Origin of the sequence: Plantibacter sp. VKM Ac-2880 (assembly GCF_015351235.1) — a bacterium.
Lineage (GTDB): Bacteria > Actinomycetota > Actinomycetes > Actinomycetales > Microbacteriaceae > Plantibacter.
In genome coordinates, this window is sequence record NZ_JADKSJ010000001.1 from 1,575,290 (window position 1) to 1,599,723 (window position 24,434).

The 24,434-nt window shown below is 70.1% G+C and carries 23 protein-coding genes; 13 read left to right on the forward strand and 10 right to left on the reverse strand.

Going from position 1 to position 24,434, the window contains the following annotated elements; all coding sequences use genetic code 11:
• Positions 1–64: 64 nt before the first annotated feature.
• A complete protein-coding gene (locus ITJ57_RS07605) occupies positions 65–2,281 on the reverse strand; it encodes an Ig-like domain repeat protein (RefSeq protein WP_194669513.1) in 2,217 nt (738 codons plus the stop codon).
• A gap of 287 nt (positions 2,282–2,568) precedes the next feature.
• Here ITJ57_RS07605 and ITJ57_RS07610 point away from each other — a divergent pair, with 287 nt between their 5' ends.
• From ITJ57_RS07610 to ITJ57_RS07630, 5 genes are all read left to right on the forward strand, one after another.
• Positions 2,569–3,813 carry an MFS transporter gene (locus ITJ57_RS07610; protein WP_194669514.1) on the forward strand — a complete coding sequence of 415 codons (1,245 nt, stop codon included), beginning with the start codon at positions 2,569–2,571 and terminating at the stop codon, positions 3,811–3,813.
• A complete protein-coding gene (locus ITJ57_RS07615; protein WP_194669515.1) occupies positions 3,813–5,057 on the forward strand; it encodes an alanine racemase in 1,245 nt (414 codons plus the stop codon). The genes ITJ57_RS07610 and ITJ57_RS07615 overlap by 1 nt, the downstream gene beginning before the upstream one ends.
• Positions 5,057–6,367, forward strand: a complete 1,311-nt coding sequence (locus tag ITJ57_RS07620) for a D-arabinono-1,4-lactone oxidase (protein WP_194669516.1) — start codon at positions 5,057–5,059, stop codon at positions 6,365–6,367. The genes ITJ57_RS07615 and ITJ57_RS07620 overlap by 1 nt, the downstream gene beginning before the upstream one ends.
• A gap of 134 nt (positions 6,368–6,501) precedes the next feature.
• Entirely contained in the window at positions 6,502–7,068 is a 567-nt protein-coding gene (locus ITJ57_RS07625) for a LemA family protein (protein WP_056007430.1), read from the forward strand.
• An 18-nt stretch (positions 7,069–7,086) separates the two neighbouring features.
• A complete protein-coding gene (locus ITJ57_RS07630; RefSeq protein ID WP_194669517.1) occupies positions 7,087–7,971 on the forward strand; it encodes a M48 family metalloprotease in 885 nt (294 codons plus the stop codon).
• Positions 7,972–8,042: 71 nt separating this feature from the next.
• On the opposite strand, the gene ITJ57_RS07635 is transcribed toward ITJ57_RS07630, so the two are convergent.
• Complete coding sequence (locus ITJ57_RS07635) at positions 8,043–9,587, reverse strand: hypothetical protein (RefSeq protein WP_194670413.1); 1,545 nt, start codon at positions 9,585–9,587, stop codon at positions 8,043–8,045.
• A 109-nt stretch (positions 9,588–9,696) separates the two neighbouring features.
• Positions 9,697–10,971, reverse strand: a complete 1,275-nt coding sequence (locus ITJ57_RS07640) for a DNA glycosylase AlkZ-like family protein (RefSeq protein WP_194669518.1) — start codon at positions 10,969–10,971, stop codon at positions 9,697–9,699.
• Between the two features lie 106 nt (positions 10,972–11,077).
• On the opposite strand from ITJ57_RS07640, the gene ITJ57_RS07645 reads away from it, so the two are divergent.
• Both ITJ57_RS07645 and ilvA read left to right on the forward strand, forming a co-directional pair.
• The gene (locus tag ITJ57_RS07645) at positions 11,078–12,400 is read left to right on the forward strand and encodes an AI-2E family transporter (protein WP_194669519.1); all 1,323 of its coding nucleotides are present in this window, start codon (positions 11,078–11,080) and stop codon (positions 12,398–12,400) included.
• Complete coding sequence (ilvA, locus tag ITJ57_RS07650; protein ID WP_194669520.1) at positions 12,397–13,653, forward strand: threonine ammonia-lyase; 1,257 nt, start codon at positions 12,397–12,399, stop codon at positions 13,651–13,653. Before ITJ57_RS07645 ends, ilvA begins: the two co-directional genes overlap by 4 nt.
• Positions 13,654–13,745: 92 nt before the next feature.
• Here ilvA and greA read toward each other — a convergent pair whose 3' ends face one another.
• Both greA and ITJ57_RS07660 read right to left on the reverse strand, forming a co-directional pair.
• Positions 13,746–14,237 (reverse strand): transcription elongation factor GreA, encoded by a 492-nt coding sequence (gene greA / locus ITJ57_RS07655; RefSeq protein WP_285040615.1) that lies wholly within the window; start codon positions 14,235–14,237, stop codon positions 13,746–13,748.
• 152 nt (positions 14,238–14,389) lie between these two features.
• Entirely contained in the window at positions 14,390–14,869 is a 480-nt protein-coding gene (locus ITJ57_RS07660; protein WP_194669522.1) for a DUF4307 domain-containing protein, read from the reverse strand.
• Positions 14,870–15,036: 167 nt separating this feature from the next.
• Between ITJ57_RS07660 and mca the strand changes: the two genes are divergently transcribed.
• Together mca and ITJ57_RS07670 are read left to right on the forward strand one after the other, a co-directional pair.
• Positions 15,037–15,912: a mycothiol conjugate amidase Mca gene (gene mca, locus ITJ57_RS07665; protein WP_194669523.1), complete on the forward strand. Its 876-nt coding sequence runs from the start codon at positions 15,037–15,039 to the stop codon at positions 15,910–15,912.
• Positions 15,909–16,229, forward strand: coding sequence for a hypothetical protein (locus ITJ57_RS07670; protein ID WP_194669524.1), 321 nt, complete (start codon positions 15,909–15,911; stop codon positions 16,227–16,229). Before mca ends, ITJ57_RS07670 begins: the two co-directional genes overlap by 4 nt.
• Before the next feature lie 45 nt (positions 16,230–16,274).
• Here ITJ57_RS07670 and ITJ57_RS07675 read toward each other — a convergent pair whose 3' ends face one another.
• A complete protein-coding gene (locus ITJ57_RS07675; protein ID WP_194669525.1) occupies positions 16,275–16,991 on the reverse strand; it encodes a hemolysin III family protein in 717 nt (238 codons plus the stop codon).
• Positions 16,992–17,064: 73 nt separating this feature from the next.
• Here ITJ57_RS07675 and ITJ57_RS07680 point away from each other — a divergent pair, with 73 nt between their 5' ends.
• The 4 genes from ITJ57_RS07680 (at position 17,065) to ITJ57_RS07695 (ending at position 21,324) form a co-directional block, all read left to right on the forward strand.
• A complete protein-coding gene (locus ITJ57_RS07680; protein ID WP_056007401.1) occupies positions 17,065–17,847 on the forward strand; it encodes an isoprenyl transferase in 783 nt (260 codons plus the stop codon).
• On the forward strand, positions 17,844–19,010 hold the full coding sequence (locus ITJ57_RS07685; protein ID WP_194669526.1) for an aminotransferase class V-fold PLP-dependent enzyme: 1,167 nt from the start codon (positions 17,844–17,846) through the stop codon (positions 19,008–19,010). Before ITJ57_RS07680 ends, ITJ57_RS07685 begins: the two co-directional genes overlap by 4 nt.
• A gap of 221 nt (positions 19,011–19,231) precedes the next feature.
• The gene (locus ITJ57_RS07690; protein WP_370582263.1) at positions 19,232–20,635 is read left to right on the forward strand and encodes a PhoH family protein; all 1,404 of its coding nucleotides are present in this window, start codon (positions 19,232–19,234) and stop codon (positions 20,633–20,635) included.
• Positions 20,636–20,733: 98 nt separating this feature from the next.
• Complete coding sequence (locus ITJ57_RS07695; RefSeq protein ID WP_194669528.1) at positions 20,734–21,324, forward strand: prepilin peptidase; 591 nt, start codon at positions 20,734–20,736, stop codon at positions 21,322–21,324.
• 70 nt (positions 21,325–21,394) lie between these two features.
• On the opposite strand, the gene ITJ57_RS07700 is transcribed toward ITJ57_RS07695, so the two are convergent.
• The 4 genes from ITJ57_RS07700 to ITJ57_RS07715 all read right to left on the reverse strand — a co-directional run bounded on the left by ITJ57_RS07700 (position 21,395) and on the right by ITJ57_RS07715 (position 24,432).
• Positions 21,395–22,798 (reverse strand): aspartate ammonia-lyase, encoded by a 1,404-nt coding sequence (locus ITJ57_RS07700; RefSeq protein WP_082455866.1) that lies wholly within the window; start codon positions 22,796–22,798, stop codon positions 21,395–21,397.
• A 67-nt stretch (positions 22,799–22,865) separates the two neighbouring features.
• Positions 22,866–23,507 carry a carbonic anhydrase gene (locus tag ITJ57_RS07705; protein ID WP_194669529.1) on the reverse strand — a complete coding sequence of 214 codons (642 nt, stop codon included), beginning with the start codon at positions 23,505–23,507 and terminating at the stop codon, positions 22,866–22,868.
• A complete protein-coding gene (locus ITJ57_RS07710; protein WP_194669530.1) occupies positions 23,504–24,199 on the reverse strand; it encodes a DUF4245 domain-containing protein in 696 nt (231 codons plus the stop codon). Before ITJ57_RS07710 ends, ITJ57_RS07705 begins: the two co-directional genes overlap by 4 nt.
• Positions 24,196–24,432 carry an exodeoxyribonuclease VII small subunit gene (locus ITJ57_RS07715; protein WP_194669531.1) on the reverse strand — a complete coding sequence of 79 codons (237 nt, stop codon included), beginning with the start codon at positions 24,430–24,432 and terminating at the stop codon, positions 24,196–24,198. Before ITJ57_RS07715 ends, ITJ57_RS07710 begins: the two co-directional genes overlap by 4 nt.
• Between the last annotated feature and the right edge of the window lie 2 nt (positions 24,433–24,434).

Sequence of the window (24,434 nt, forward strand, 5' to 3'; positions counted from 1 at the left end):
CTCCTTCCGCGTCAACCTGACCGAACCGCGTCCAGCAGAGCCGTCCGCAAACGCTATGGCGACCTCAGTGCGTGTCGAGGAGCGGGCGGATGTGTCGACGCCATGCCCAGGCGCCCGCACCGATCGCCGCGAACACGAGCGCACCGAGCAGGATCCCGACGAGGGTGTCGGTGGCGCCGGGCATCGTCGCCGTCGGACCCAGGAGTCCGAATAGGAGCGTGAAGCCGAGGAAAGCGCTCCCGAGCCACACCGGTTTGGACCAGTCGAGGACGGCGCGTCCGCCCAGCGGACCCAGGGGGAGGAGCGCGATCGATGCCGAGCCGATCCCGGCGATCGCGGTCAGGTTCACGGCCTCCACGAGCATCGCGCCGACAGCACCGCTCGGCTCGCCGGCCAGCGCGGACACGAGCCAGGCGAGCGCGCCGATCCCTGCAGCGGCGGCGATTCTCGCCAGGGCGAGGTGACCGGCGGTCCGCGTCGAGACGCCTACCGCGACAGTGGGGGTGACCGTGCGTGAGGCCGTGTCCGGGTCATCCTGGGACGACGGCCCGGTGGCTGGACGAAGATCAGCCAGGAGGGCGAAGAGCAACGCCGGTTGCAGCGCGAAGAGCCGCGACAGCGCGGTCACGACACCGACGGTCACAAGGCCACCGCTCCGGATGCTGACCCGCATCGGACCCAGTGCGGAGCGCCGGGCGACGACGAGCTGGGCGAGGAGCCCTGCTGCATTGATCGCGACCACCGCGAGCACGGACGCGAACCACAGCCGGAGGTAGGCCGGCTGTCCGACGACCGGGTGCGCGAACATCAGGATGCCGGCGGCGAGCACCGTGGTGACGACGGCGAGGATCGGACGGCTCGGCATCGGCACGGACGGCGGACGCTCGAACTCGCTCCGAGGCCGGTTGCGCCCCGTCACCGGCGCGCGTCGGTGCTCGCCGACCACCGACCGCCAACCGGCGGTCGAGGTCGCGAGGAGTCGCGCCGGGACCGCGACGAGGGCCACCGCCGCGAGCGCGAGGAGGGCCGCGAGCCACCAGACGGGCTGACCCCGGCCGTCGATCGTCGAGGAGAGCGTCTGGGAGAAAGGGGTCGAGCCGGACCAGAGCCCACCGCCACCACCGACGGGAGGAGCGGCACCGGGAGTCGGCTCACCGCTCGGTGACGGTGTCGGCTGCTGCGTCCCCGGCGCCTGGCCCCCGGGGGCCGGGGACGGCGAAGCGCCGTCCGTGGGTAGCGGGGACGGTGAGGAGGGTGCGGGTGTGGCTGGTGCTCCGGCGGCGTCCCCGAAGGTGAGGGTGACGGGCGTGCTCGCGCCGCTCGTGTTGCCCGCCGCGTCCTGCTGGATGGCGAGGACCACGTGCGCGCCGGCCGGGACACCGGCACCCGAGCATGTCCAGGAGCTGTCGACGACGACCGCCGTGCAGACGGAGGTCGAGTCGGCGAACACGGTGACGGTCGCGCCCGCTTCGCCGGTCCCGGCGTAGGTGGACGCAGCCAAGGGCATGGTCTGGCCGGCGACCGGCGAGGTCATGACCGGGGGAGCGGGGGCGTCCCGGTCGATCGCGATGACGATGGGAGCGGAGGCGTCGGAACGCCGACCACCCGTGAACGACGCCTGCTGCGTGGCGGTGACGGAGAGGTCACCGGCCGGCAGCGGCTCGCCCAGGACGCAGAACCAGCTGCCCGAGCTGTCCGCCGCGAAACTGCACGTGGCGCCGGAGTCCGCACGAACGGTCACCGTCGCGCCCGGGTAGGCGGTGCCGCGGACACCGCCGTTACTCGGGGTGCCGTCGGTAATGGTGGGCGGGCCGAGCGCGGAGACGGAGACCTGCGCGGACAGGGTCTCGGAGGCGCCGACCTCGACCGCGGTGATCGAGATACCGCCGCCGTCCGGGAGGACGACCGAGCAGGACCAGTCCGTGCCGTCGTCCTGCGGCAGGATGCAGGCCGGTTCCATGCCGTCGCCGAGTCGGAGTTGGATGCCGGTCCCGGCGTCCTTCGTCCCGGTGACGATGGCGGAACCGCTCCCGATGAACGAACCGGTGGCCGGACTGGTGATGGTGGGGCCGTCGAGCGGCGGCGGCGTCGGGGCGGCTGAGGTGTCGCTCGGGCTGGGAGCCGGAAGCGGTTCGGGCGTCGCCCACGCGGGCGCGGCGACCGTCGTGGTCCAGAGCCCCGCGAGCAGGAACCCGGTGAGGAGGATCGCGACGCGTCCGATCGAGCGATTCGATCGGACTCCTGTTCTTGCGCGCGCGTGTTCCCCGGTCACCGTCTCCATTCCCCCAAGATCGCCGCGCGAAGTCAACCTCCCGCGCCAGATCGGCCGACAATTCCCGGGCGATCCGCACCGGAGCCCGGCTCGGACAGGTGCGCCGCGACCGCTCGTCCGACATACTGGCCCGACTGGGTCGTCTGCCCCAGGCGGGCCGGTGGCGATGGAGCGGTACGACCCGGGAGCGCACCTGGAAGGGTCGCCATGGCGAGGATCTCCGCGGTGCACGAGCCACCGAGTCTCTCCGCCATGCGGACACCCGGTCTCGAGCACCTGGTCGAAGCAGGGCGGCGATGAGCGGCACGGGTACCGCCACGGCCGGCCGACGCGTCAGCGGTCGCTGGGTGGCCGCGTTCGCCGTCGCCTGGTTGGGCGTGTGGATGGCCCAGCTCGCGCCCCTGCAGCTCCTGCTCCCCGCGCAGATCGACGCCAGGCTCGCCCCCGAGCACTGGGTGGACAGCGTCGTGGCCTTCGGGCTGGTCGCGGGCGCCGCCGGGCTCTGCTCCATCGTCGTCTACCCGCTGACGGGCGCCCTCTCCGACCGCACCAGGTCGCGGTACGGCCGGCGGCGACCGTGGATCGCCGCCGGGACGCTCCTGTTCGCCCTCGGACTCGTGCTGCTCGGTCTGCAGACCGACGTCGTCGGTATCGGCGTCTGCTGGTGCCTCGCGATCATCGGGTTCTGCGTGCTCGGTGCGGCACTCACCGCGACCATCTCCGACCAGGTCCCCGTGGAGCGACGCGGGTTCGTCTCCGGGTGGATCTCCGCACCCCAGGCCGTGGGCGTCATCCTCGGCATCGCCCTGCTGCTCCTCCTCGACACCCAGCCGTTCGTCGGCTACCTCGCGCTCGCGGTGATCCTCGTCGCGCTCGTCGTGCCCTTCCTCCGTCTGCCCGATCCGATCCCGGCGGGGGAGCGGCTCGCGCCGCTCACCCCGCGGACGCTCCTGGAGAGCCTCTGGGTCTCACCGCGTCGGCACCCGGACTTCGCCTGGACGATGCTCAGCCGCGTGCTCGTCAACCTCGGCAACGCGTTCAGCACCTCCCTGCTCTTCTACTTCCTGCTGTACGGGCTCGGTGACGCCGATGCTGAGACGGACCTCCTGCTCGTCACGATCGTCTACACCGTGTTCGTGGTCGCGTCCTCGATCCTGCTCGGCCGCCTCTCCGACCGGCTCGGTCGCCGCCGGGCCTTCGTCGTCGCCGCGTCCGTGTCGCAGGCCCTCGCCGCGCTCCTGCTCGCGATCTGGCCGTCGCTCCCGATGGGCTTCGTGTCGTCCGCGTTGATCGGACTCGGCTACGGCTGCTTCATGTCGGTCGACCAGGCGCTCGCCACGCAGGTGCTCCCGGACCCCGCGTCGCACGGCAAGGACCTCGGCATCATGAACATCGCGCAGGCCGTGCCGCAGGCCGTCGCACCGCTCATCGGCGCCGGTCTCGTCGCGTGGCTCGGCGGATTCGCCGGGCTGTACCTCGTCTCGGCGGCGTGTGCCGTCGCCGGGGCGATCGCCGTCACCCGAGTCAGAGGAGTGCGCTGATGTCAATTGAACTGACCGCGGGCGGTCGTGTGACCGAACCGACGCCGTGGCTCGACCCGAGGCGATACTGGGGCGGTATCGAACGCGCGGTCTCCCACGTCGACTCGCCAGCGGCCGTCCTGCACCTCGGCGCGCTCCGGTACAACACCCACGACCTGCTCCGGCGGGCCGCAGGGAAACCCATCCGCATCGCCAGCAAGTCGATCCGCGTGCGCGGCGTCATCGACGCCCTCCTCCGCCAGCCCGGCTACGAGGGCGTCCTCGCGTACTCCCTGGCGGAGGCGCTCTGGCTCGCGGAGACCGTCGACGACGTCGTGGTCGGGTACCCGACCGCGGAACGCGGCGCGATCGAGCGGCTCGGCGCCGACGAGCGGGCGGCTCGGAGCGTCACCCTCATGATCGACTCCGTCGAACACCTCGACCTCGTCGACAGCGTCGTACCGCCGGCGCGGCGCGCCGAGATCCGGGTCTGCATCGAGCTGGACGCCTCCTTCCGCACGCCGGCGCTCGGTCACATCGGGGTCCGCCGCTCGCCGCTCCGCACCCCCGACGCGGTCCGGGCGCTCGCCGAGGTCGTCGAGCGACGGCCGGGATTCCGACTGGTGGGTGTGATGGCCTACGAGGCGCAGATCGCCGGGCAGGGCGACGACCTGGCAGGACGGCCCGCCTGGTCTGCTGCGCTCCGCGCGATCCAACGGCGATCGTGGGCGGAACTCCGGGAGCGGCGCGCCGCCGTCGTCGCCGAGGTGCGCGCGGTGACGGACCTCGAGTTCGTGAACGGCGGCGGGACCGGGTCGCTCGAACTGACCGCGTCCGATGACGCCGTGACGGAGATCGCCGCCGGCAGCGGCGTCTTCGGCGGACACCTCTTCGACCACTACCGCGCCTTCACGCCGGCTCCCGCCGCTGCCTTCGGCCTGTCCGTGGTCCGCAAGCCGTCGGCCGAGCTCGCGACCATCCTCGGTGGCGGCTGGGTCGCGTCCGGGCCACCCGGGCTGGACCGGCTTCCGGTGATCGCCTGGCCCGAGGGGCTGCGGATGCTCCCGCGCGAGATGGCGGGGGAGGTCCAGACTCCGGTCGCCGGCGCGGCGGCGGCGGGACTGCGACTCGGCGACCGCGTCTGGTTGCGACACACCAAGTCGGGCGAGCTCAGCGAGCGGGTCGACGCGTTCCACGTGATCGGTGACGACGGGGTCGAGGCCGTCCTTCCGACGTACCGCGGTGAAGGGCGGGGGTTCATCTGATGCGCGGTCCGGTTGTGTGGACGAACTGGGCGCGCACCGAACGGGTCCGACCGGTGCGCGTCGAACGCCCGGCGTCGATCGTCGCGGTGCAGCGCCTCGTCCGTGCGGCAGCCGGTGCCGGCCTGCCGATCAAGGCGGTGGGCGCCGGTCACAGTTTCACCGGGATCGCCGTGGCACCCGGGGTGCTGCTCGAACTCGACGCCCTGTCCGGTGTGGTGCGGGTCGATCGGGAGCGCCGCCGTGTGACGCTGCTGGCGGGGACCCGTCTCCACGACGTCCCGCGACTGCTCGAACCCTACGGGCTCGCGATGCCCAACCTCGGCGACATCGACCGGCAGTCCATCGCCGGCGCGATCTCCACCGGGACCCACGGGACGGGGTCGTCGTTCGGCGGGATCGCCACGCAGGTGGTCGGCGTGGTGATGGTGACCGCCGACGGTGAGCTGCTGACCGCCGACGAGGGGCAGGAGACCGCGCTGCTGCCCGCGCTGGCGCTCGGTCTCGGTGCGCTCGGCATCCTGGTCGAGGTCACCCTGCAGTGCGTCCCAGGCTTCGTCCTGCATGCGGTCGAGCGACCCGAGCCGCTGGACGGGCTGCTATCGGAGTTGCTCGCTCGGGCCGCCGCCGTCGACCACTTCGAGTTCTACTGGTTCCCGCACACCGGGACCGCCCTGACGAAGACGAACGTGCGGCTCCCGGGTGACTCCGCGGTGCGCCCGCTCCGTCCGGTCGAACGGTGGGTCGACGACACCCTGCTCGCGAACGGCGTGTACCGCGTGCTGTGCAACGTCGGCGTCGTGGCGCCGGCCGTGGTCCCGCGCGTGAACCGGCTCGCCGACCGGCTGGTCGGCGATCGGGAGTTCATCGACCGGTCGACGGCGGTGTTCACGACCAGCCGGACCGTGCGGTTCGTCGAGATGGAGTACGCCGTCCCGCTCGAGCATCTGCCGACCGCCTTCGCGCGGGTTCGAGCCCTCATCGAGGAACGCGGGTGGCGGATCTCGTTCCCGATCGAGGTGCGGGTCGCTGCCTCCGACGAGCTCTGGCTGTCCACGGCCTCGGGCCGTGCGACCGGGTATGTCGCCGTCCACCGGTTCTTCCGAGAGGATCCGGGGGAGTACTTCCGGGCCGTCGAGGCGATCATGACGGAGCTCGGGGGTCGGCCCCACTGGGGCAAGCTGCACCGTCGGGACGCCTCCTCCCTCCGAGGCGCGTACCCCCGCTTCGACGAGTTCGCCGCCCTTCGCGACCGTCTCGACCCGGGCCGGGTGTTCGGCAACCCGTACCTCGCGCGCGTCCTCGGCGATTGACGGCGGAGCGGCGTCTGCAGGCGAGCTGTCTGCACGGCGGCTGCGTGCTTCCTGCGAAGTCCCCAAGGGTTGCAGCGCCTCGCGGATAGAATGGACTGACCCGCTCTCCATCGATTCGCAAGGAGCCCATCCTCATGGAATGGCTGATCCCAGTCCTCATCGTCGTCGCCCTGGTCGTCATCGTCGGCATCTACTTCTGGGTGACGTACAACTCGCTCGTGACGCTGAACGTCCGCGTCGAGGAGGCTTGGAGCGACATCACGGTGCAGCTGAAGCGCCGTGCCGACCTCATCCCCAACCTCATCGAGGCGGTGAAGGGCTACGCCGCCCACGAGAAGGCGGTGTTCGAGAACGTCACGAAGGCCCGTGCCGAGACCTTGACGGCGCAGGGGCCGGCCGCGGTGAGCGAGGCGGAGACGCACATGCAGCAGGCGCTGAAGAGCATCTTCGCCGTCGCGGAGGCCTACCCGCAGCTGCAGGCGAGCCAGAACTTCCTGCAGTTGCAATCGGAGATCGTTGACACCGAGGACAAGATCCAGGCGTCACGCCGCTTCTACAACGGTGGGGTCCGGGAACTCAACACGAAGATCAAGGTGTTCCCGAACAACCTCTTCGCGAAGGGCCTCGGCTTCTCCGAGAGCGACTTCTTCGAGGTCACCGACAACGCAGCGATCGCCGAACCGCCGCGCGTCCAGTTCTGATCGCCTGAGCGCCCTCCGGTGTACCGAGCGATCGCGCGGAACAAGCGCAACACCGTCCTGATCTTCATCGTCTTCCTGGCGATCATCGGCGGGCTCGGGTGGCTGGCCGGATACCTGTACCGGAACCTCACGATCACGATCGTCGTCCTGGTCGTCGCCGTCGTCTACGCCCTCATCCAGTACTTCTTCGCCGGACGCCAGGCGATCGCGATGACGGGCGCGCAGCGCATCGAGCTCGCCGACCATCCGCGGCTGTATCGCATCGTGGAGAACCTCGCGATCACCACCGGCACACCGATGCCCGAGGTCTACCTCATCGTCGATCCTGCACCGAACGCCTTCGCGACGGGACGCGATCCGGAGCACGCCATGGTGGCTGCGACCACCGGCCTCCTCGAGATCCTCAACGACGCCGAACTCGAGGGCGTCATGGCGCACGAACTCGGCCACGTCCGCAACTACGACATCCGCGTCTCGATGGTCGTGTTCGGTCTCGTGGTCGCGATCGGGTTCCTCTCGGACATGCTCCTCCGGATGACGATCTGGGGCGGCGGCAACCGCAACAACAACAACGGCGGCAACCCGGTCATGCTCATCATCGGGATCGTCGCCATGCTCGTGGCGCCACTGCTGGCCACGCTCGTCCAGCTGTCGATCTCGCGGCAGCGCGAGTACCTCGCGGATGCGACGGGCGCGCTCACCACCCGTCATCCTGAGGCCCTCGCGAGCGCGCTCGGCAAGTTGGCCGCCTACGGTCGACCCATGGCGAAGCAGAACTCGTCCATGGCGCACCTGTGGATCTCCGACCCGTTGAAGCCCGGGGCCGTCGCTCGGCTCTTCAGCACGCACCCGCCCCTCGTCGAGCGGATCAAGCGACTCAGCACCATCGGCGACGGGTTCTAGCGGGGAACCCGGACACACGAATGGGGCGGCACCCGGAGGTGCCGCCCCATTCGGCGTTCAGGCGAGGACCGCTATTCGGTCTGCTCGTCGGAGTCGAACGTCACCGTGACCTTGTCATCGGCGTCGATCGTGATCTTGCCCGGGAAGTTCAGGTACGTGTCCCACACCTGCTGCCCGGTGACGGCGCTGCCGTACCAGGAGGCGTCGAACGAGCCGTCGATGCGGCCGGCCGAGGTGTAGAAGTACGAACCGCTCTCATCGACCTCGACGGTCGGGGGAGAGGTGAGCGTCCACGTCACCGGACCGACGCTCGAGAACTGCTTCTGCTGCCAGTCGGGCATGACGCCGCACTCGGTGTCGAGCGTGGTGGCGCCGAGGCACTTCTCGATCATCGCGACGACCTGCTTGGTCACTTCGGTGGTGAGCGCCTCCGTGGCCGTCACGTCGATGTCGATGAAGGCGGAACCCTCACCGGCGGTGTACGAGGTCAGCGTGACGGTCTGGGCGTCGCCCTGCAGGAACTTGCTCTCCGGCGGCGCGATGGTGTAGACGGCCGGGTAGGCGAACAGGCTCTCATCGGCCGCGCCGTCGAAGTTGACGCCGTTGACGCTGAACGCGGTGCCACCGACACCGGTGTACACGTTGATGCTGCCGACCAGCGAGCTCGCGAGCTTCCACTGGTCGAAGAACAGGAACTGCTTGCCTTCGCTCTCGAGCGTGACCGTGTCCTCATACTTCTTGCCGCCGAGTTCGTACGTGACCTGCACGCGGGCCTCGCCGTTGCGGTTGTAGACGCGTCCGACCTTCGGGTCCTTGATGCGCTCGTCCGCGGCCTTGAGGACCTCGTTCGTGAGTAGCGCCGTCGGCTTCACCGCGGTGGGGGCTGCAGCATCCGCGTCCGCGTCATCGTCGGGAGCTGCCGACTCGTCGGGGTCGGGGGTGGCTTCAGGTTCCGCCGTGGGCTCGTCCGTGGCATCGTCCGAGCTGCCGACGATGGACGGGTCGGGTGCCACGAGGCTGTTGGCGAGCTTGGCGTCGCCCGCGGCGATGGCCTTGAGGTACTCCTCGACCTTCGCCTGCGGTCCGAACGCCGTGGTGTTCAAGACACCGATCGTGATGGCGGCCGCCGCGATGAGGACGAGCGCTCCACCGGCGATCGAGGACCACATGATGATCCGCTTCTTCTGCTTCGGATCCATCGGCTGCTTGGGGGCACCCGTCGCGTAGGGGTTCTGCGCCGTCGCGTACTGGCCGTTCGGCTGCTGGCCCTGCTGGTACGGGTTCTGCGCACCGGTCTGCTGGCCGTTCGGCTGCTGGCCCTGCTGGTACGGGTTCTGGCCGCCAGTCTGCTGGCCGGTCGACTGCTGACCGTACGGAGCCGGAGGTGACTGGTTCGGCGTCTGCTGCTGGCCCGACTGGTAGGGGTTCTGCGGCGTCTGCTGGCCCTGCTGGTAGGGGTTCGGCGTCTGCTGCTGGCCCGACTGGTACGGGTTGTCGGAAGGCTGCTGACCCTGCTGGTACGGGGACTGCTGCTGCTGCCCCTGATACGGCTGGTTCGGCTGCTCGTCCGGGTTCGGTCGGCCGGGTTGTGCGGGTGTGGTGTCGTCGTTGCTCATGGGCGGGTTCCCCTCGTTTCGGACCATGAAGGTGCTCATCAACTTAGCAGTCGGTGTGCATCCCCTGAGAGTGATTGCGCCCTCTGAGCATGGGGAGTAGTGCCCATGCCTACGCGGGTGGACGGGAGACGAGCGTGGTGCCGACCGCATGGGCCAGGGGAGCCGCGAGCGTCCCTCGGTCGACGACGACCACGGCGTCGAGTCCCTGCCAGTGGGCCGTCTGCTCGAGCAGCTCCGCGAGGCGCCCCGCGATCGCGTCGTCGGCGATGGGATGGAGCCCCCGGGCGACGTCATCCTCATGCCCACGCTCGAACCACGCGGACTGGACACGGAGGACCCCCGCCTGGCGGTCGCTCTTCAGATCGACGCGCGCGACGATCTCGCCGTCGATGAGGACCGGCAGGACGTAGTACCCGTAGACCCGCTTGGGCTCCGGCGTGTAGATCTCGATCCGGTAGTGGAGTCCGAACATCCGCAGCGCGCGTTCGCGGAACCAGACGACGGGGTCGAACGGGCTGAGCAGCGCCGCCCCCTCGATGCGTCGCGGTCGTCGGGCATCGCGGTGCACCCACGCCTCCTGCGGCCCGCCGCGTCGGTCCCACCCCGCCACGGTCACCGGCTCGACGACGCCGGCGTCCACAAGCTCGTCGACCGCCTGGCGGACTGCGGTCTGCGGCTTGATCCGGAAGTAGTCGGCCAGGTCGGCGAGGGTCGCGACGCCCTGCGCCGCGGCGGCCTGTTCGACGAGCGCACGGATCGCGTCGGGCCGGGCGACGTCGAGGTCGAGGAGGTGCCGCGGCAGCACCTGCTCGGCGAGTGCGTACCGGCGCTCGAACCGGTCGCGGCCGGCCGTGACCACCTCGCCATAGAGGAACAGGACCTCCAACGCCCGCTTCACGTCGGACCATCCCCACCAGGGTCCGCGTCGGACGTTCGCATCGTGCTCGATCTCGCTCGCCTTGAGCGGCCCCTCGGCGCGCAGCAGTGCCCGCACCCAGTCCAGCATCTCCGTGTTCCGGCTCGCCCAGGTGGTGTCGTCGCCCGCATGCTTCGCGCGGTTCGCCTCCATCCGCCAACGGAACAGCGGCCACGATTCCCGGGGGATGAACGCCGCCTCGTGCGCCCAGTACTCCAGGTAGGGCGAGTCGGCGGCGAGGGTCAGGCGGTCGAGGAGAGCCTTGTCGTACCCGCCCAGCCGAGCGAAGAGCGGGAGGTAGTGACTGCGCTCGAAGACGTTGACGGAGTCGATCTGCAGGAGGCCGAGTCGGTCGATCGTGGAGCGGAGCGTGCGGGTCCCGGCCGGGGACGTCCGTGGTGGCCCGCCGAGGCCCTGCGCACCGAGCGCGATCCGGCGGGCGAGAGCGGGGGAGAGGGAAGCGGGCACGGCCCGACGGTAGCACCGGCCGCCGACACCCGAGCGGCCCCGGCGAGGGCCCGGCGCCCGTCGTCCGCATGCTCGCACCGGCATGTGCCAGCCCTACACTTGAGCAATGGCGGACGACACTCCGAAGACCTGGTGGGGACGCTTCCTTCCCGAAGCGGCCTCGCCTGTGCGCGAACCCGATCCGAGCGGCTCGAGCAGCGTTCCGCGAGGGATGCGCGTGGCGGCAGCGTGGTCCTGGCGGATCCTCCTCGTGGCCGCGGTCGTCGCACTGCTCGTCTTCCTCGTCGTGCAGCTCCGCCTCATCGTCATCCCGCTGCTCATCGCCGTCCTCGTCTCGGCGCTGCTGAAGCCCGTCGTCGACGTCCTCGTCCGACACCGATGGCCGAAGGGGCTCGCCATCGCGCTCGCGATGGTCGGAACGCTCGCCGTGGTCAGCGGACTGATCTTCCTCGCCATCTCGCAGATCACCTCGCAGTTCGCCTCCGTGCAGGCCCGCACCATGACCGCCTACGGCGACTTCAAGGCGTTCCTGCTCGCCAGCCCGTTGCACGTCACCGAAGCGCAGCTCAACGACTTCATCGCCCAGGCCTTCTCCTCCCTGCAACAGGACAGCCAGGTGCTGCTCTCCGGAGCGCTGTCGATCGGCTCGACGCTGGGACATGTCGCCACGGGTGTCTTCCTGACCCTCTTCTGCCTGCTGTTCATGCTCATCGACGGTCGGACGATCTGGCGCTGGACGGTGCGCGTCTTCCCGCAGCGGGCACGTCCCGCCGTCGACAGCGCCGGCCGTGCAGGCTGGCGGACGCTCGGCAACTACGTCCGCACGCAGATCCTCGTGGCCTCGATCGACGCGGTCGGCATCGGACTCGGCGCGTTCATCCTCGGGGTCCCCCTCGCCATCCCGGTCGCCGTCCTCGTCTTCCTGGGTTCGTTCGTGCCGATCGTCGGCGCCGTCGTCACCGGGGCCGTCGCCGTCTTCCTCGCGCTCGTCTACAACGGTCCGTTGATCGCGCTGCTGATGCTTGGCGTCGTCCTGCTCGTGCAGCAGCTCGAGGGGCATGTCCTCCAGCCACTCATCATGGGGACCGCCGTGAAGGTGCACCCCCTGGCCGTGGTGCTCGCGGTGGCCGGCGGCACGCTCGTCGCGGGCATCCCCGGTGCCCTGTTCGCGGTGCCCGTGGTGGCCGTCATCAACGTGATGGTCCACACCATCGCCAGCGGCACCTGGCGGACCGGCGGCACCCCTCCGCCGGAACCGGCCACCGACGGCGCGATCTGGCAGACCGTCCCGAGCCCCCGGCGAATCCGTCCGGGCTCCCGCTCGTCCCACGAGCCCATGGATCGCCCAGGCGATCAGGAGCCCCAGCACCCCAGCGACGACCTCCCAGCGACCCCGTCCCCAGAAAGTCCAGGACCCCGCACACCATGACCGATTCAACGACCACCGCACCTGTGATCCCCGGCCCGTCGCTCGCCGCGTTCGAGCGCGCCAGGGACACCCTCGTCGGCACCGTCCAACGCACCCCGATGGAGAGCTCCCGCTACCTGGCCGACGTCCTCGGCGTCCCGGTGCACTTGAAGTGCGAGAACCTCCAGCGCACCGGCTCCTACAAGATCCGTGGTGCGTACAACCGGATGTCGAGTCTGACGCCGGAGGAACGCGCTCGGGGCGTGGTCGCGGCCTCCGCCGGCAACCACGCGCAGGGGGTCGCGTTCGCCGCTCGCGAGCTCGGCATCGCCGCGACCATCTTCATGCCGGTCGGCGTCCCGCTGCCCAAGCTCGCCGCCACGCGCGACTACGGAGCCCACGTCATCCTGCGCGGCCACACGGTCGCCGAGCCGCTCATCGCGGCCGCCGAATTCGCTGCGGAGACGGGCGCGATCCTCATCCCGCCGTTCGACCACCCCGACGTCATCACGGGGCAGGGCACGCTCGGCCTCGAGATCCTCGAGGAGGTGCCAGACGTCGAGACGGTCATCGTCCCGATCGGCGGAGGCGGGCTCATCTCCGGGGTGGCCGGGGTCATGAAGCAGCGAGCGGCACTCGAAGACCGGACCATCCGGGTGATCGGCGTGCAGGCGGCCAACGCCGCCGCGTACCCGGTGTCCCTGGAGGCAGGAACGCCGACGACGATCACGGTGCAGCCCACGATCGCCGACGGCATCGCCGTGGCCCGTCCCGGCGAGTTGAACTTCGAAATGATCAGTGCGCTCGTCGACGAGGTCGTCACCGTCTCCGAGGACGACCTGGCCCGCGCGATCGTCGTCCTCCTCGAACGCGCGAAACTCGTCGTCGAGCCGGCCGGGGCGGCGGGTGTCGCCGCGATCCTGGCCGGCAAGATCGAGCCGACCGGGACGACGGTCACGATCCTCTCGGGTGGGAACATCGACCCGCTCCTGCTGCAGCGCGTCGTGAGCCACGGGCTCGCCGCCTCGGACCGCTACCTGACCCTGCGCATCCCGCTGCCCGACCGTCCCGGACAGCTCGCGCGGACGGCGGAACTCGTGGCGCAGGCGAACGCCAACGTCATCGAGGTGCTCCACACCCGGCACGGTCACGGACTCCAGATCAGCGACGTCGAGCTCGAGCTCAGCATCGAGACGCGCGGCCCCGACCACCGCGACCTGGTGGTGCAGACCCTCCGTGAGGCGGGGTACGATCCGCAGATCGTCGACGACTGAGTCAGGACGACACCGCGCTCGACGACGAAGGGCCCCACCACATCGGTGGGGCCCTTCGTCAGCTTCGGGCGGCCGCGGCACGGCCGCCGGGATCAGGAACCGGTGTAGGTCTCCACCGCGGTGATCGACACGGTGATCTCCTTGCCGTTGGGCGCCTCGTAGGTGGTCGTCTCGCCGATCTTCAGCCCGAGGATGGCCGCCCCGAGCGGGCTGCCCTCGCTGTAGACGTCGAGGTCGGTGTTGCCCGCGATTTCACGGCTACCGAGCAGGAAGCGCTCTTCGCCGCCCGCCACGACCGCGGTGATGACGGTGCCGGACTCGACGACACCGTTCGACTCGGGAGCCTCGCTCACCTTGGCGTCACGCAGCATCTGCGTGAGCGTGCGGATACGCGCCTCCTGCTTGCCCTGCTCGTCCTTGGCGGCGTGGTAACCGCCGTTCTCCTTGAGGTCGCCCTCTTCGCGAGCCGCTTCGATGCGCTTGGCGATCTCCTCGCGGCCCGTGGTGCTGAGGTGCTCGAGTTCTGCCTGCAGCCGGTCGAAGGCCTGCTGGGTGAGGAACGTCTCCTGGATCTGCTCGGACACGATGGAACTCCTTTGCATGGTGGGTCGCACACGACGGCCGAAACGCCCGTCATATGCCAGACGCCCCGGCGGAATGCCGGGGCGTGTGAAGTACGTCCATCGAGTATCGCACGATCACCGCAGGAGTGCGGCGCGGCCCGGGGTGCTCCGGATCAGGAACCGTCCTCGACCACCCAGCAGGTGTCGACGACGCCGGTGTTGCTGAGCTCCGTCGTGCGCACGAGTTCGGTGAGGTTCCGGGTGCGCTGCTCCGACGGCGGCAGCTCGACGACCTTCCACCCGACCACCGCGAACTGCTCGTTGAGCGCCTGCACCGAGCAGGCCATCGGGGTGTCCTGCGGGCCGGTGACCTCGAACGAGACGCTGACGAGGGTGTCATCGACGATCTCGTGCGCGGTGTTGCGGGACTCGATGCTCGGGCGGCTGCCGTCGAGGCCGGCCCAGACGACCCAGGCGACGAAGACCACGGCGAACGCGGCCGCTGCGGACCAGATCAGGCGGCGGTCCCGAGCCCGGTTCCGGGAAGTGCGTCCGTACCGGGCCGCGATGGCGTCCGGCAGGACCGCGGTCGGCTCTGCGGTGTCCTGGGAGTCGGCCGCGTGTGGGGCGGCGTTCCGAGGGGAGGGGGTCACGTCACGGGCTCCGGTTCGAACGGTTAAGCTTGACCAGGAGCGCGAGACGGCTCGAGGTCGACACCTCAAGCGTATTGCCTCTTCCTGGATGCGGCGTCCCGACCGCGTCGCCACGTCACGAGTCGCGAGGTCGTTCCTCGCGCAGACCAGCCGGAAGGCGGAGCACCATGACCATGAGACTGCTCGCGGTGCACGCCCACCCCGACGACGAGTCCAGCAAGGGGGCCGCGACCCTCGCGTACTACCGCAGCCTCGGCGCCGAGGTCATGGTCGTCAGCTGCACGGGTGGCGAACGCGGTGACCTCCAGAACCCCGGACTCGCCGACGTCGCGATGATCGAGCGCGACCTCCCCGGCTACCGCCGCCTCGAGATGGCCGCGGCTCAGGGGATCCTCGACATCGAGCACCGCTGGCTCGGCTACCAGGACAGCGGCATGGCCCGCGACGACGGCACGGTCCCGCCGGCGAGCTTCGCGGACATCCCGCTCGAGGTCTCGACCGGCGTGCTCGTGCGGATCGTCCGGTCGTTCCGCCCGCAGGTCATCGTCACCTACGACGAGAACGGCGGGTACCCGCACCCCGACCACATCCGGAGCCACGAGGTGAGCGTCGCCGCGTTCGACGCCGCGGCGGACGCCGAGCGCTACCCGGATGCCGGCGAACCCTGGCGCGTGGACAAGCTCTACTACGACCGCTCGTTCAGCCCTGCCCGGCTCGAGGCGGTGTACGCCTATCTCGTCGAGCACCACCCGGACGACCCGGCGGTCGAGCGCCTCGCGGAGTTGCGCGAGTGGATGGCCGGTCGGCCCGACCTCGCGACGACGCACGTCCGTGTCAGCGACTTCTTCGAGGCGCGCGACGACGCGCTCCGCGCTCACGGCAGCCAGGTACCACCGGACTCACCGTTCTTCTTCTGGCCGAACGACGTCCTACGCGTCGCGTGGCCGTTCGAGGACTACCAGCTGGTCACCTCGCACGTCGCGTCGGCCACCCCGGAGTCGGACCTGTTCGACGGCGTCGACACCAGTGAAGGAACCGCATGATGCACCACCTACTCACCGAGCTCGTCCTGGCGGTCACCCCGTCGCCGTCACCCTCACCGCAGTTCGACGAGAACCAGGTTACGCCGGGCCCCTGGGGCTTCGTCATCACCTTCGCCATCGCCGGCATCGTGGTCTTCCTCGTGATCGACATGGTGCGCCGCGTGCGCCGGGTGAACTATCGCGCTGAGATCGACGAGCGCCTCCAGGCGGAGGTCGCCGAGCGGGACGCGGCACGCGCCGACGATCCTGACGCTCCGATCGCCCCCGGCGGCGAGTCGACCGATCCACTGCGGAAGCCGGACGACCCGCGGCGCTGAGCGGACGAGGTCGCGCCGCCCGGCGCACACCCGACGCCGCGATGGTCAGCGGTGGTACACCGGGTCGATCGCGATCAGCAGGACGCCGGTCCAGTGGCACAGGAACGCGAGCACCGTGCACAGGTGGAACAGTTCGTGGAACCCGAACCGTCCGGGCCAGGGGTTCGGCCGCTTCATGGCGTACATGATCGCCCCGACCGTGTAGAACAGGCCGCCGGTCGCGATCAGCACCATCGTCGCGAAATTGCCGCGGGCGATCTCGCCCAGGTAGGCGACGGCGCCCCACCCGAGCGCGAGGTAGAGCGGGACGTAGAGCCAGCGCGGAGCACCGATCCAGAACACGCGGAACCCGATGCCGAGGAGTGCGCCACCCCAGACGAGGACGAGCAGGAGGGTGCCCTGTTCCGGCGGGAGGGCGAGGACCGCGAGCGGGGTGTAGGTGCCCGCGATCAGCAGGAAGATGTTGGCGTGGTCGATCCGCTTGAGGAGCAGCCTCATGCGGGGCCGCCAGGAGAACCGGTGGTACAACGCCGAGTTGCCGAACAACAGCATCGAGGTGAGCACGAACACCGTCGAGCTCCACTTCGCCGCGGCCCCCTGCGCCAGCGCCACGAGGACGATCCCGGCGATGATGGAGACGGGGAAGATCCCGGCGTGGAGCCAGCCGCGCCAGCTCGGTTTGACCTCGTCCGGTGTGGCGGCGTCGACGGCGGCGACCTCGAGCAAGGGCAGGTTCGGCAGCTCGGGCTCTCCGGTCGTCATGTGCTCAGGATACGGGGTGGCGCGGAACTCCTCCTGGGAGCGCTGGAGGAATCTGCACTAGCGTTACAGGGTGATGACGAGGCACTCCGCACCGGTGGACGGCTTCCTGTACGGCCTCTACGCGAGACGCCTGCGGAAGACGTTCAGTCCGCAGACACTGCCGCACCATGTCGCGATGATCATCGACGGCAACCGGCGGTGGGCCAAGCAGCTCGGCTACGAGACGGCGGCCCACGGCCACCGTGCGGGCGCGGCGAAGATGCGGGAGTTCCTCACCTGGTGCGACGACCTCGGCATCGGCGTGGTCACCCTGTACCTGCTGTCCAGCGACAACCTCGTGAACCGGGCCCCGGACGAACTCGACGACCTCGTCGACATCATCGCCGATCTGGCGGAGGGGCTGTCGCACTATCGCGACTGGCGGGTGAAGCACGTCGGGTCGAGCGCGGGGCTCCCCGAGTCGCTGCGCACCGCGCTGGAGAGCGCCGAGGAGCGCACGGCCGATCGCGCGGGGATGCACATCAACCTCGCCGTCGGGTACGGCGGACGGACGGAGATCGTCGACGCCATGCGGGCGATCGTCGCCAAGCACCATCTCGAGGGGCGGAGTCTCGAGGACCTCGCTGCCCTGCTCACCCCCGACCTCATCGGTGAGCACCTCTACACGGGTGGCCAGCCGGACCCTGACCTCGTGATCCGCACGAGCGGGGAGCAGCGGATGAGCGACTTCATGCTGTGGCAGAGCGCGCACAGTGAGTTCTACTTCGTGGAGGCGCTCGGTCCCGACCTCCGCGAGGTCGACTTCCTGCGGGCCCTCCGCGACTTCTCCAGGCGGCAGCGGCGGTTCGGCGGATGAGCCGGCACCCCGACAAGCAGACCGCGGACCCGGGCGACGCTGACGACCGTCTGTCCGCCTTCCAGGCCGACTTCGGTGAGGACACCGGCTATCTCAACTACGGCAGCGTCGGGCCGCTGTCCCGGAGGGCGGAGGCGGAGGCTGCCCGGTGGAACGAGGTGCTCGGTCGTGCGGTGTTCGGCGGGCTCGCCGACGTCGACGCGCTGGACGCACGGATGCGCGCCACCGTCGGTGCGCTCACGGGGTTCCGGCCCGATCAGATCGTGGCCCAGCCGAACACCTCGCAGGGCCTCGTCCACACGATGTTCGGACTGAGCGGGGTCGTCCTCCTCTCGGCGGCCGAGTACCCCTCGCTCCCGTTGGCGGCGGAACGGGCGTCGCAGCACCGGGGCGTCCTCACCCCCCGCTGGTTGGAGACCGATCGCGGCCACGTGACCGCAGACCGCATCCGCTCGCAGCTCGACGACGAGGTGACCGCGGTCGCCGTCAGCCTCGTCGACTACCGGACGGGGTTCGTGGCCGATCTGCACGCGATCCGCGAGGTGATCGGGGACCGCCTGCTGATCGTGGACGCCATCCAGGGCTTCGGCGTGGTCGACGCGCCGTTCGAAGCGGCCGACGTCGTCGCCAGCGGCGGACAGAAGTGGATGCGCGCCGGCTGGGGCACCGGGTTCCTCGCCCTGAGCGACCGGGCCCTGGACCGGCTCGAGCCGGTCCTCTCCGGGGTCACCGGAACGGAGGAACCCTGGCCGTACGCCGAGACGCCCGAACCGAGCCGGACCGCGAGCGCGTACTCGATCACCCGCGCCGACCCGTTCGCGGCTGCACGCTTCGCCGCGTCCCTGGAGGCGACCCTGGCCGTGGGGACGCCGGTGATCCAGCGTGCCATCGCGGGGCTCGTGAGCGAGGCCATCGAGCTGGCCGACGAGTTCGGCATCCCCGTGCTCACCTCGCGCGACGAGCGTGAACGGGCCGGGATCGTCGCACTGGAGCCCGAGGAGGAGGTCCTCGAGACCCTCTCGGCCTCGCTGGCGAACCACGGCGTCACCGCGACCACCCGTGGTGCGACCGTGCGGCTCAGCGTGCACGCCGGCACCACGCGCGAGACGCTGGAGCTGCTCCGCGGGGCGCTGGTGTCGTTCGCGACCGCAGCGAGCTACTGATCCTCAACTCCACCGCTGGTTCCTGCGGCGACCCCCATCTGTTCACCTTCCTGTAACAGGACACGGGGCGTGTCGTCGCATCGATGTCGGTGGCCGGACGTACGTTCATCTCATCGGGCATGGAGCCCGGTCGAGACGGCCACACAAGTTCGGCTCGAAACCCTGCAGGCGGCCGTTTCGCACAGTGATCCGAGCATCAGTTGCTCGGGGTGGGAGTGGTTGTGGCCTCGCGAGACATCCAGCACACGTCAGCTGACACCGAGACGCGGACCGCGTCGACGGACACACGCCGACGACCCGCAGACCGCACGGCGAGCCGAGGGGATCAGGCGCAGGCCGAGATCACCTACGTGCTCGACACCTCCGTGCTGCTGTCGGACCCGAAGGCGCTCTTCCGCTTCGCCGAGCACGCCGTCGTCATCCCGGTCGTGGTCATCAGCGAGCTCGAGGGCAAGCGCAACGACCCGGAGATCGGGTACTTCGCGCGTCAGGCGCTCCGCATCCTCGACGAGCTGCGGATCGAGCACGAACGACTCGACTTCCCGATCCCCGTCGGTGACGGCGGCTCGCTGCGCGTCGAGCTCAACCACTCGAGCATGGCGGCCCTGCCGTCGGGGCTCCAGCTGGGCGACAACGACTCGCGCATCCTCGCGGTGGCCCTGAACCTCGCCAACGACGGCCTGGCCGTCACGGTCGTCTCCAAGGACCTTCCGCTCCGGGTCAAGGCGGCGTCCATCGGTCTGCAAGCGGAGGAGTACCGCGCCGAGTTGGCGGTCGACTCCGGTTGGACGGGGATGTCGGAGATCACCCTCGGAGCCGACGACATGAGCGTCCTGTACGAGCGCGAGGAGGGGACCACCCCGCTCGTCGAGGACATGCCCGTCAACACCGGACTCGTCATCCACTCGGATCGCGGCTCGGCGCTCGGGCGGGTGACCGGCAAGCGGAGCTACAAGCTCGTCCGGGGCGACCGCGACGTCTTCGGCCTGCACGGTCGCTCGGCCGAGCAGCGCCTCGCGATCGACCTGTTGCTCGACCCCGAGATCGGGATCCTGTCGCTGGGAGGTCGAGCAGGGACGGGGAAGTCCGCGCTCGCGCTCTGCGCGGGTCTCGAAGCGGTCCTCGAGCGCCAGGCGCACAAGAAGATCATGGTCTTCCGTCCGCTGTACGCGGTCGGCGGTCAGGAGCTCGGGTACCTGCCCGGCGACCAGGGCGAGAAGATGAACCCCTGGGGACAGGCCATCTTCGACACCCTCGGCGCCGTCGTGTCGCAGAACGTCCTGGACGAGGTGGTGGAGCGCGGCATCCTCGAGGTGCTCCCGCTGACCCACATCCGTGGCCGATCGCTGCACGACGCGTTCGTGATCGTCGACGAGGCGCAGTCGCTCGAACGCAACGTCCTGCTGACGGTGCTCAGTCGGATCGGCCAGAACTCGCGGGTGGTGCTCACGCACGACGTCGCGCAGCGCGACAACCTCCGGGTCGGCCGTCACGACGGCGTCGCGTCGGTGATCGAGACGCTCAAGGGACACCCCCTGTTCGCCCACGTGACGCTGACGCGCTCCGAGCGCTCCGCGATCGCTGCACTCGTCACGGAGATGCTCGAGGGCAACGAGCTCGCCTAGCCCTGGCCCGGGCGGAGTCGGGGTCGATCGACCTCGGCTCCACCCGGGGCTGTGGAGAACTCCCGCGGCGGTCCTGGCGGCCGACCTATCCTGACGGCATGCCGACACGTCCGAGAAGCCGTCGTCGCTCGCGCCGCAGGCTCTCCTCGGCCGTCTGGATGGTGCCGATGGCTGCCGCGCTCATCGCTGGCACGGTGTCGAGTGAGGGGCTGCACCTCCGCCCGGTGGCCATCCTGCTGGTGTGGCTCGCCTGCATCACGCCGTCACTCGTCCGCATCGACCTCGCCGAGCATCGTCTGCCGAACCGCATCGTGCTGCCGGCGCTCGCGGTCGCTGTTCCGCTCGGCGTCTTCGACGCGCTGGTCGTCGGGCGGATGCCCGGTGAGCCGCTCCTCGCCGGCCTGCTCGTCGGCGGGGCGTTGTACGCGTGCGCAGTCTTCGGCGGGCTCGGCATGGGCGACGTGAAGCTCGGTGCCCTGCTCGGCACGACGGTCGGGTGCTTCGGCGTGTCGGCGGTGCTGCCGTTCGCCGTGGTGTCGATCTGCTCCGCCGGTGTGGTCGGCGCGATCGTCGTGGTCGTGACGCGGTCCGCCAGCGGTTGTGCAGGCTGGAGAACCCGGATCCCGTTCGGTCCCTTCCTCCTGCTCGGCTGCTGGAGCGCGGTCGCCCTGGCCGTCATCACCGGCTAGGGCGACGGAACGGCCCCGGATCCGAGGGGATCCGGGGCCGAAACGGTGCGTCTGGGCGAAGCGTCGAGGCTCAGCCGGGGTGCGTCATCGAGAGCACGTCGAGGGCGGTGTCCAACTGCTCCTCGGTGATCTCGCCGCGCTCGACGAAGCCGAGGTCGACGACGGCCTCACGAACGGTCAGGCCCTTCGCGACCGAGTGCTTCGCGATCTTCGCCGCCGACTCGTACCCGATGATCTTGTTGAGCGGGGTGACGATCGACGGCGATGAGCCGGCGAGGGCCGCCGCGCGGTCGAGGTTCGCTTCGAGCCCGTCGACGGTCTTGTCGGCGAGGACTCGCGTGGCGTTCGACAGGAGCCGGATGCTCTCGAGGAGTGCCGTCCCCATCACGGGGATCGCGACGTTGAGCTCGAAGGAACCGGAGGCACCGGCCCAGGCGATCGTCGCGTCGTTCCCGATGACCCGGGCACCGACCATGAGGACGGCTTCGGGGATCACGGGGTTGACCTTGCCCGGCATGATCGAGGAGCCGGGCTGGAGGTCGGGGATGTGGAGTTCGCCGAGGCCGGTGTTGGGTCCGGAACCCATCCACCGGAGGTCGTTGCAGATCTTCGTGAGGCTCACCGCGATGACGCGGAGGGCTCCGGAGGCGTCGACGAGACCGTCGCGAGCGCCCTGGGCCTCGAAGTGGTCCTGTGCCTCGGTGATGGGCAGCTCGGTCTCCTGCGCCAGCAGCTCGATCACGAGCTGCGGGAAGCCCTTCGGCGTGTTGATGCCGGTGCCCGTCGCGGTGCCACCGAGCGGGACCTCGGCGACCCGGGGGAGTGCTGTGCGGACGCGCTCGATCCCGAGGCGCATCTGCCGCGCGTACCCACCGAACTCCTGGCCGAGCGTCACCGGGGTGGCGTCCATGAGGTGCGTCCGGCCGGGCTTCACGGCGGTCTTCCAGAGCTCGGCCTTGCGTTCCAGCGACACGGCGAGGTGGTCGAGCGCGGGGATCAGGTCGTCGATGAGCGCGCTCGTCACCGCGATGTGCACCGAGGTCGGGAACACGTCGTTGGAGGACTGCGAGGCGTTGACGTGGTCGTTGGGGTGCACGGGGCTGCCGAGACGCGCACTCGCGAGCGTCGCCAGGACCTCGTTCATGTTCATGTTCGACGAGGTGCCGCTGCCGGTCTGGTAGGTGTCGACGGGGAACTGGGCGTCGTGGGCGCCCGTGATGACCTCGTCGGCCGCCGCTGCGATCGCGTCGGCGACGCCCTGGTCGAGGACGCCGAGCTTCGCGTTGGCGAGCGCCGCGGACTTCTTGATCCGTGCCAGCGAGGCGATCTGCGCCGACTCGAGTCCGCTGCCCGAGATCGGGAAGTTCTCGACGGCCCGCTGCGTTTGGGCGCCGTAGAGTGCGTTCGCGGGGACGCGGACCTCACCCATGGTGTCGTGTTCGATGCGGTACTCGGTTGCTGAGGTGTCTACCACGCTGTTCGTTCTCCTTCGTGCGATTGCGGTGGTGCTGCGCAGCGCCGGTCGGCGCGCGGGGTGGAGGTCATTCGGGGACGGTGACGTCGCCGATCACGATGTCGGCGACGGCGGTGCCCTCGAGGAGTTTGTAGTTCGCGCCGATGATCGCGACGGTCCCGGCGGCGACCGCGTCGCTGATGAGTTCGGATCGCGAGACGACCTCCATCACCGTGCGGCGGAGGTGGCGTCGTCCGACCTCGGAGGTGTCCACAGAGGCGGCGTCGATCGGCGCGGGGCCGGCGACCGCACTCACGGCGGGGACGATCTGCTGGATGAGCTGGTCGATGTAGGGCGGCAGCGGGACGGCGTCCTCGATCTGCGAGTCGATCGCTGCGCGGACCGCGCCGCACTCGTCGTGCGCCAGCACGAGGATGAGCGGGACCTGCAGGACGCCGACCGCGTACTCGAGGGTGCCGAGCACCGAGTCGGAGACGATCTGGCCGGCGTTGCGCACCACGAAGAGGTCGCCGAGGCCCTTGTCGAAGATGATCTCAGCAGCGAGCCGGGAGTCCGAGCACCCGAAGATGACGGCCTCCGGAGCCTGCGAATGCGCGAGGGTCGCCCGGCGCTCGACGTCCTGGCGGGGGTGGGCTGGCTGGCCGGCGACGAACCGCGCGTTGCCACGCTGCATCTCGCGCCAGACGGCACCGGGGCGCTTCTGGGTCATTCGGAGTCCGTTTCTGCAGGGGCGCCCGATGGGGCGTCGAGGTTGGCGGTGACCCCGGCGCGCACGGAGCGTGCGACGTCGAGGACGTACTCGGGCTTCGCGGTGCCGAACACGGCGATGGTGCTGCGCCCGGCGACGGTCGAGAGGGCGTAACCGACGTTGCCCTCCTCGGCACCGCTGCCGTTCGCGTATTCGACCCAGTCGACGCCGTCGATCGTGACGGTGCCGGTCGGGCGGGCGTCGTCCAGTTCGGCCACCAGCCAGGTGTCGTTCGCGTCGACGCCCTGCACGAGCCCGACGAACTCGTCGTCAGGGGAGATCAGGCCGACGTTCCAGGAGCGGATGTCGGGGGTGCCGGCGACGGGTGAGCTGCCGGTGCGCACCTCCGCGTAGTTGCTGCCCCAGTCGTCACCGAGCTCCGGGGTGAGCAGCGGGACGGGGAGGTCGGGCTGTGCTTGGCCGGCCAGCTGCGCGTAGTCGACGGTCGGACGCTCCGGCGCTTCGCCGCGAGGGACGGCGAGCACGATCACGACGACGAGCCCGACCGTGGCCAGGAGCGAGAGGACGAGGTTGTTGACGGTCTTGCGGGACCGGTAGAGCCGGGAGTTCTCGGCCTTGCGGTCGGCGGTCTCCTGCGGCGTCTCGGGGCGGCCGAGCTCGGCGACGACGCGTGGCGGCTTGGTGTCCTTCACCGTGTGGCGTCCGTGGGTGCGGATCCGAGCTGTGCCGCGCGGGCGGCGTCCAGCCGGGCCTTCGCGCCGATCAGCCATTCCTCGCAGCGCTGGGCGAGCTGTTCGCCGCGTTCCCAGAGCCGGAGGGAGTCCTCGAGCGAGGCCGAGCCCTGTTCCAGCTCGGACACGACACGGACGAGTTCGTCGCGTGCCTGCTCATAGCTGAGCTCCTGGACATCGGAGGGGGTTGGCATGC

Coding starts and splice junctions, on each gene's coding strand:
- ITJ57_RS07615 (WP_194669515.1), top strand. CDS start 3,813: ATGTCAATTGAACTGACCGCGGGCGGTCGTGTGACCGAACCGACGCCG.
- ITJ57_RS07680 (WP_056007401.1), top strand. CDS start 17,065: ATGACGAGGCACTCCGCACCGGTGGACGGCTTCCTGTACGGCCTCTAC.
- ITJ57_RS07715 (WP_194669531.1), bottom strand. CDS start 24,432: ATGCCAACCCCCTCCGATGTCCAGGAGCTCAGCTATGAGCAGGCACGC.
- ilvA (WP_194669520.1), top strand. CDS start 12,397: ATGACCGATTCAACGACCACCGCACCTGTGATCCCCGGCCCGTCGCTC.
- ITJ57_RS07695 (WP_194669528.1), top strand. CDS start 20,734: ATGCCGACACGTCCGAGAAGCCGTCGTCGCTCGCGCCGCAGGCTCTCC.
- ITJ57_RS07635 (WP_194670413.1), bottom strand. CDS start 9,587: ATGAGCAACGACGACACCACACCCGCACAACCCGGCCGACCGAACCCG.
- mca (WP_194669523.1), top strand. CDS start 15,037: ATGACCATGAGACTGCTCGCGGTGCACGCCCACCCCGACGACGAGTCC.
- ITJ57_RS07705 (WP_194669529.1), bottom strand. CDS start 23,507: ATGACCCAGAAGCGCCCCGGTGCCGTCTGGCGCGAGATGCAGCGTGGC.
- ITJ57_RS07620 (WP_194669516.1), top strand. CDS start 5,057: ATGCGCGGTCCGGTTGTGTGGACGAACTGGGCGCGCACCGAACGGGTC.
- ITJ57_RS07645 (WP_194669519.1), top strand. CDS start 11,078: ATGGCGGACGACACTCCGAAGACCTGGTGGGGACGCTTCCTTCCCGAA.
- ITJ57_RS07685 (WP_194669526.1), top strand. CDS start 17,844: ATGAGCCGGCACCCCGACAAGCAGACCGCGGACCCGGGCGACGCTGAC.
- ITJ57_RS07675 (WP_194669525.1), bottom strand. CDS start 16,991: ATGACGACCGGAGAGCCCGAGCTGCCGAACCTGCCCTTGCTCGAGGTC.
- ITJ57_RS07625 (WP_056007430.1), top strand. CDS start 6,502: ATGGAATGGCTGATCCCAGTCCTCATCGTCGTCGCCCTGGTCGTCATC.
- ITJ57_RS07610 (WP_194669514.1), top strand. CDS start 2,569: ATGAGCGGCACGGGTACCGCCACGGCCGGCCGACGCGTCAGCGGTCGC.
- ITJ57_RS07605 (WP_194669513.1), bottom strand. CDS start 2,281: ATGGAGACGGTGACCGGGGAACACGCGCGCGCAAGAACAGGAGTCCGA.
- ITJ57_RS07670 (WP_194669524.1), top strand. CDS start 15,909: ATGATGCACCACCTACTCACCGAGCTCGTCCTGGCGGTCACCCCGTCG.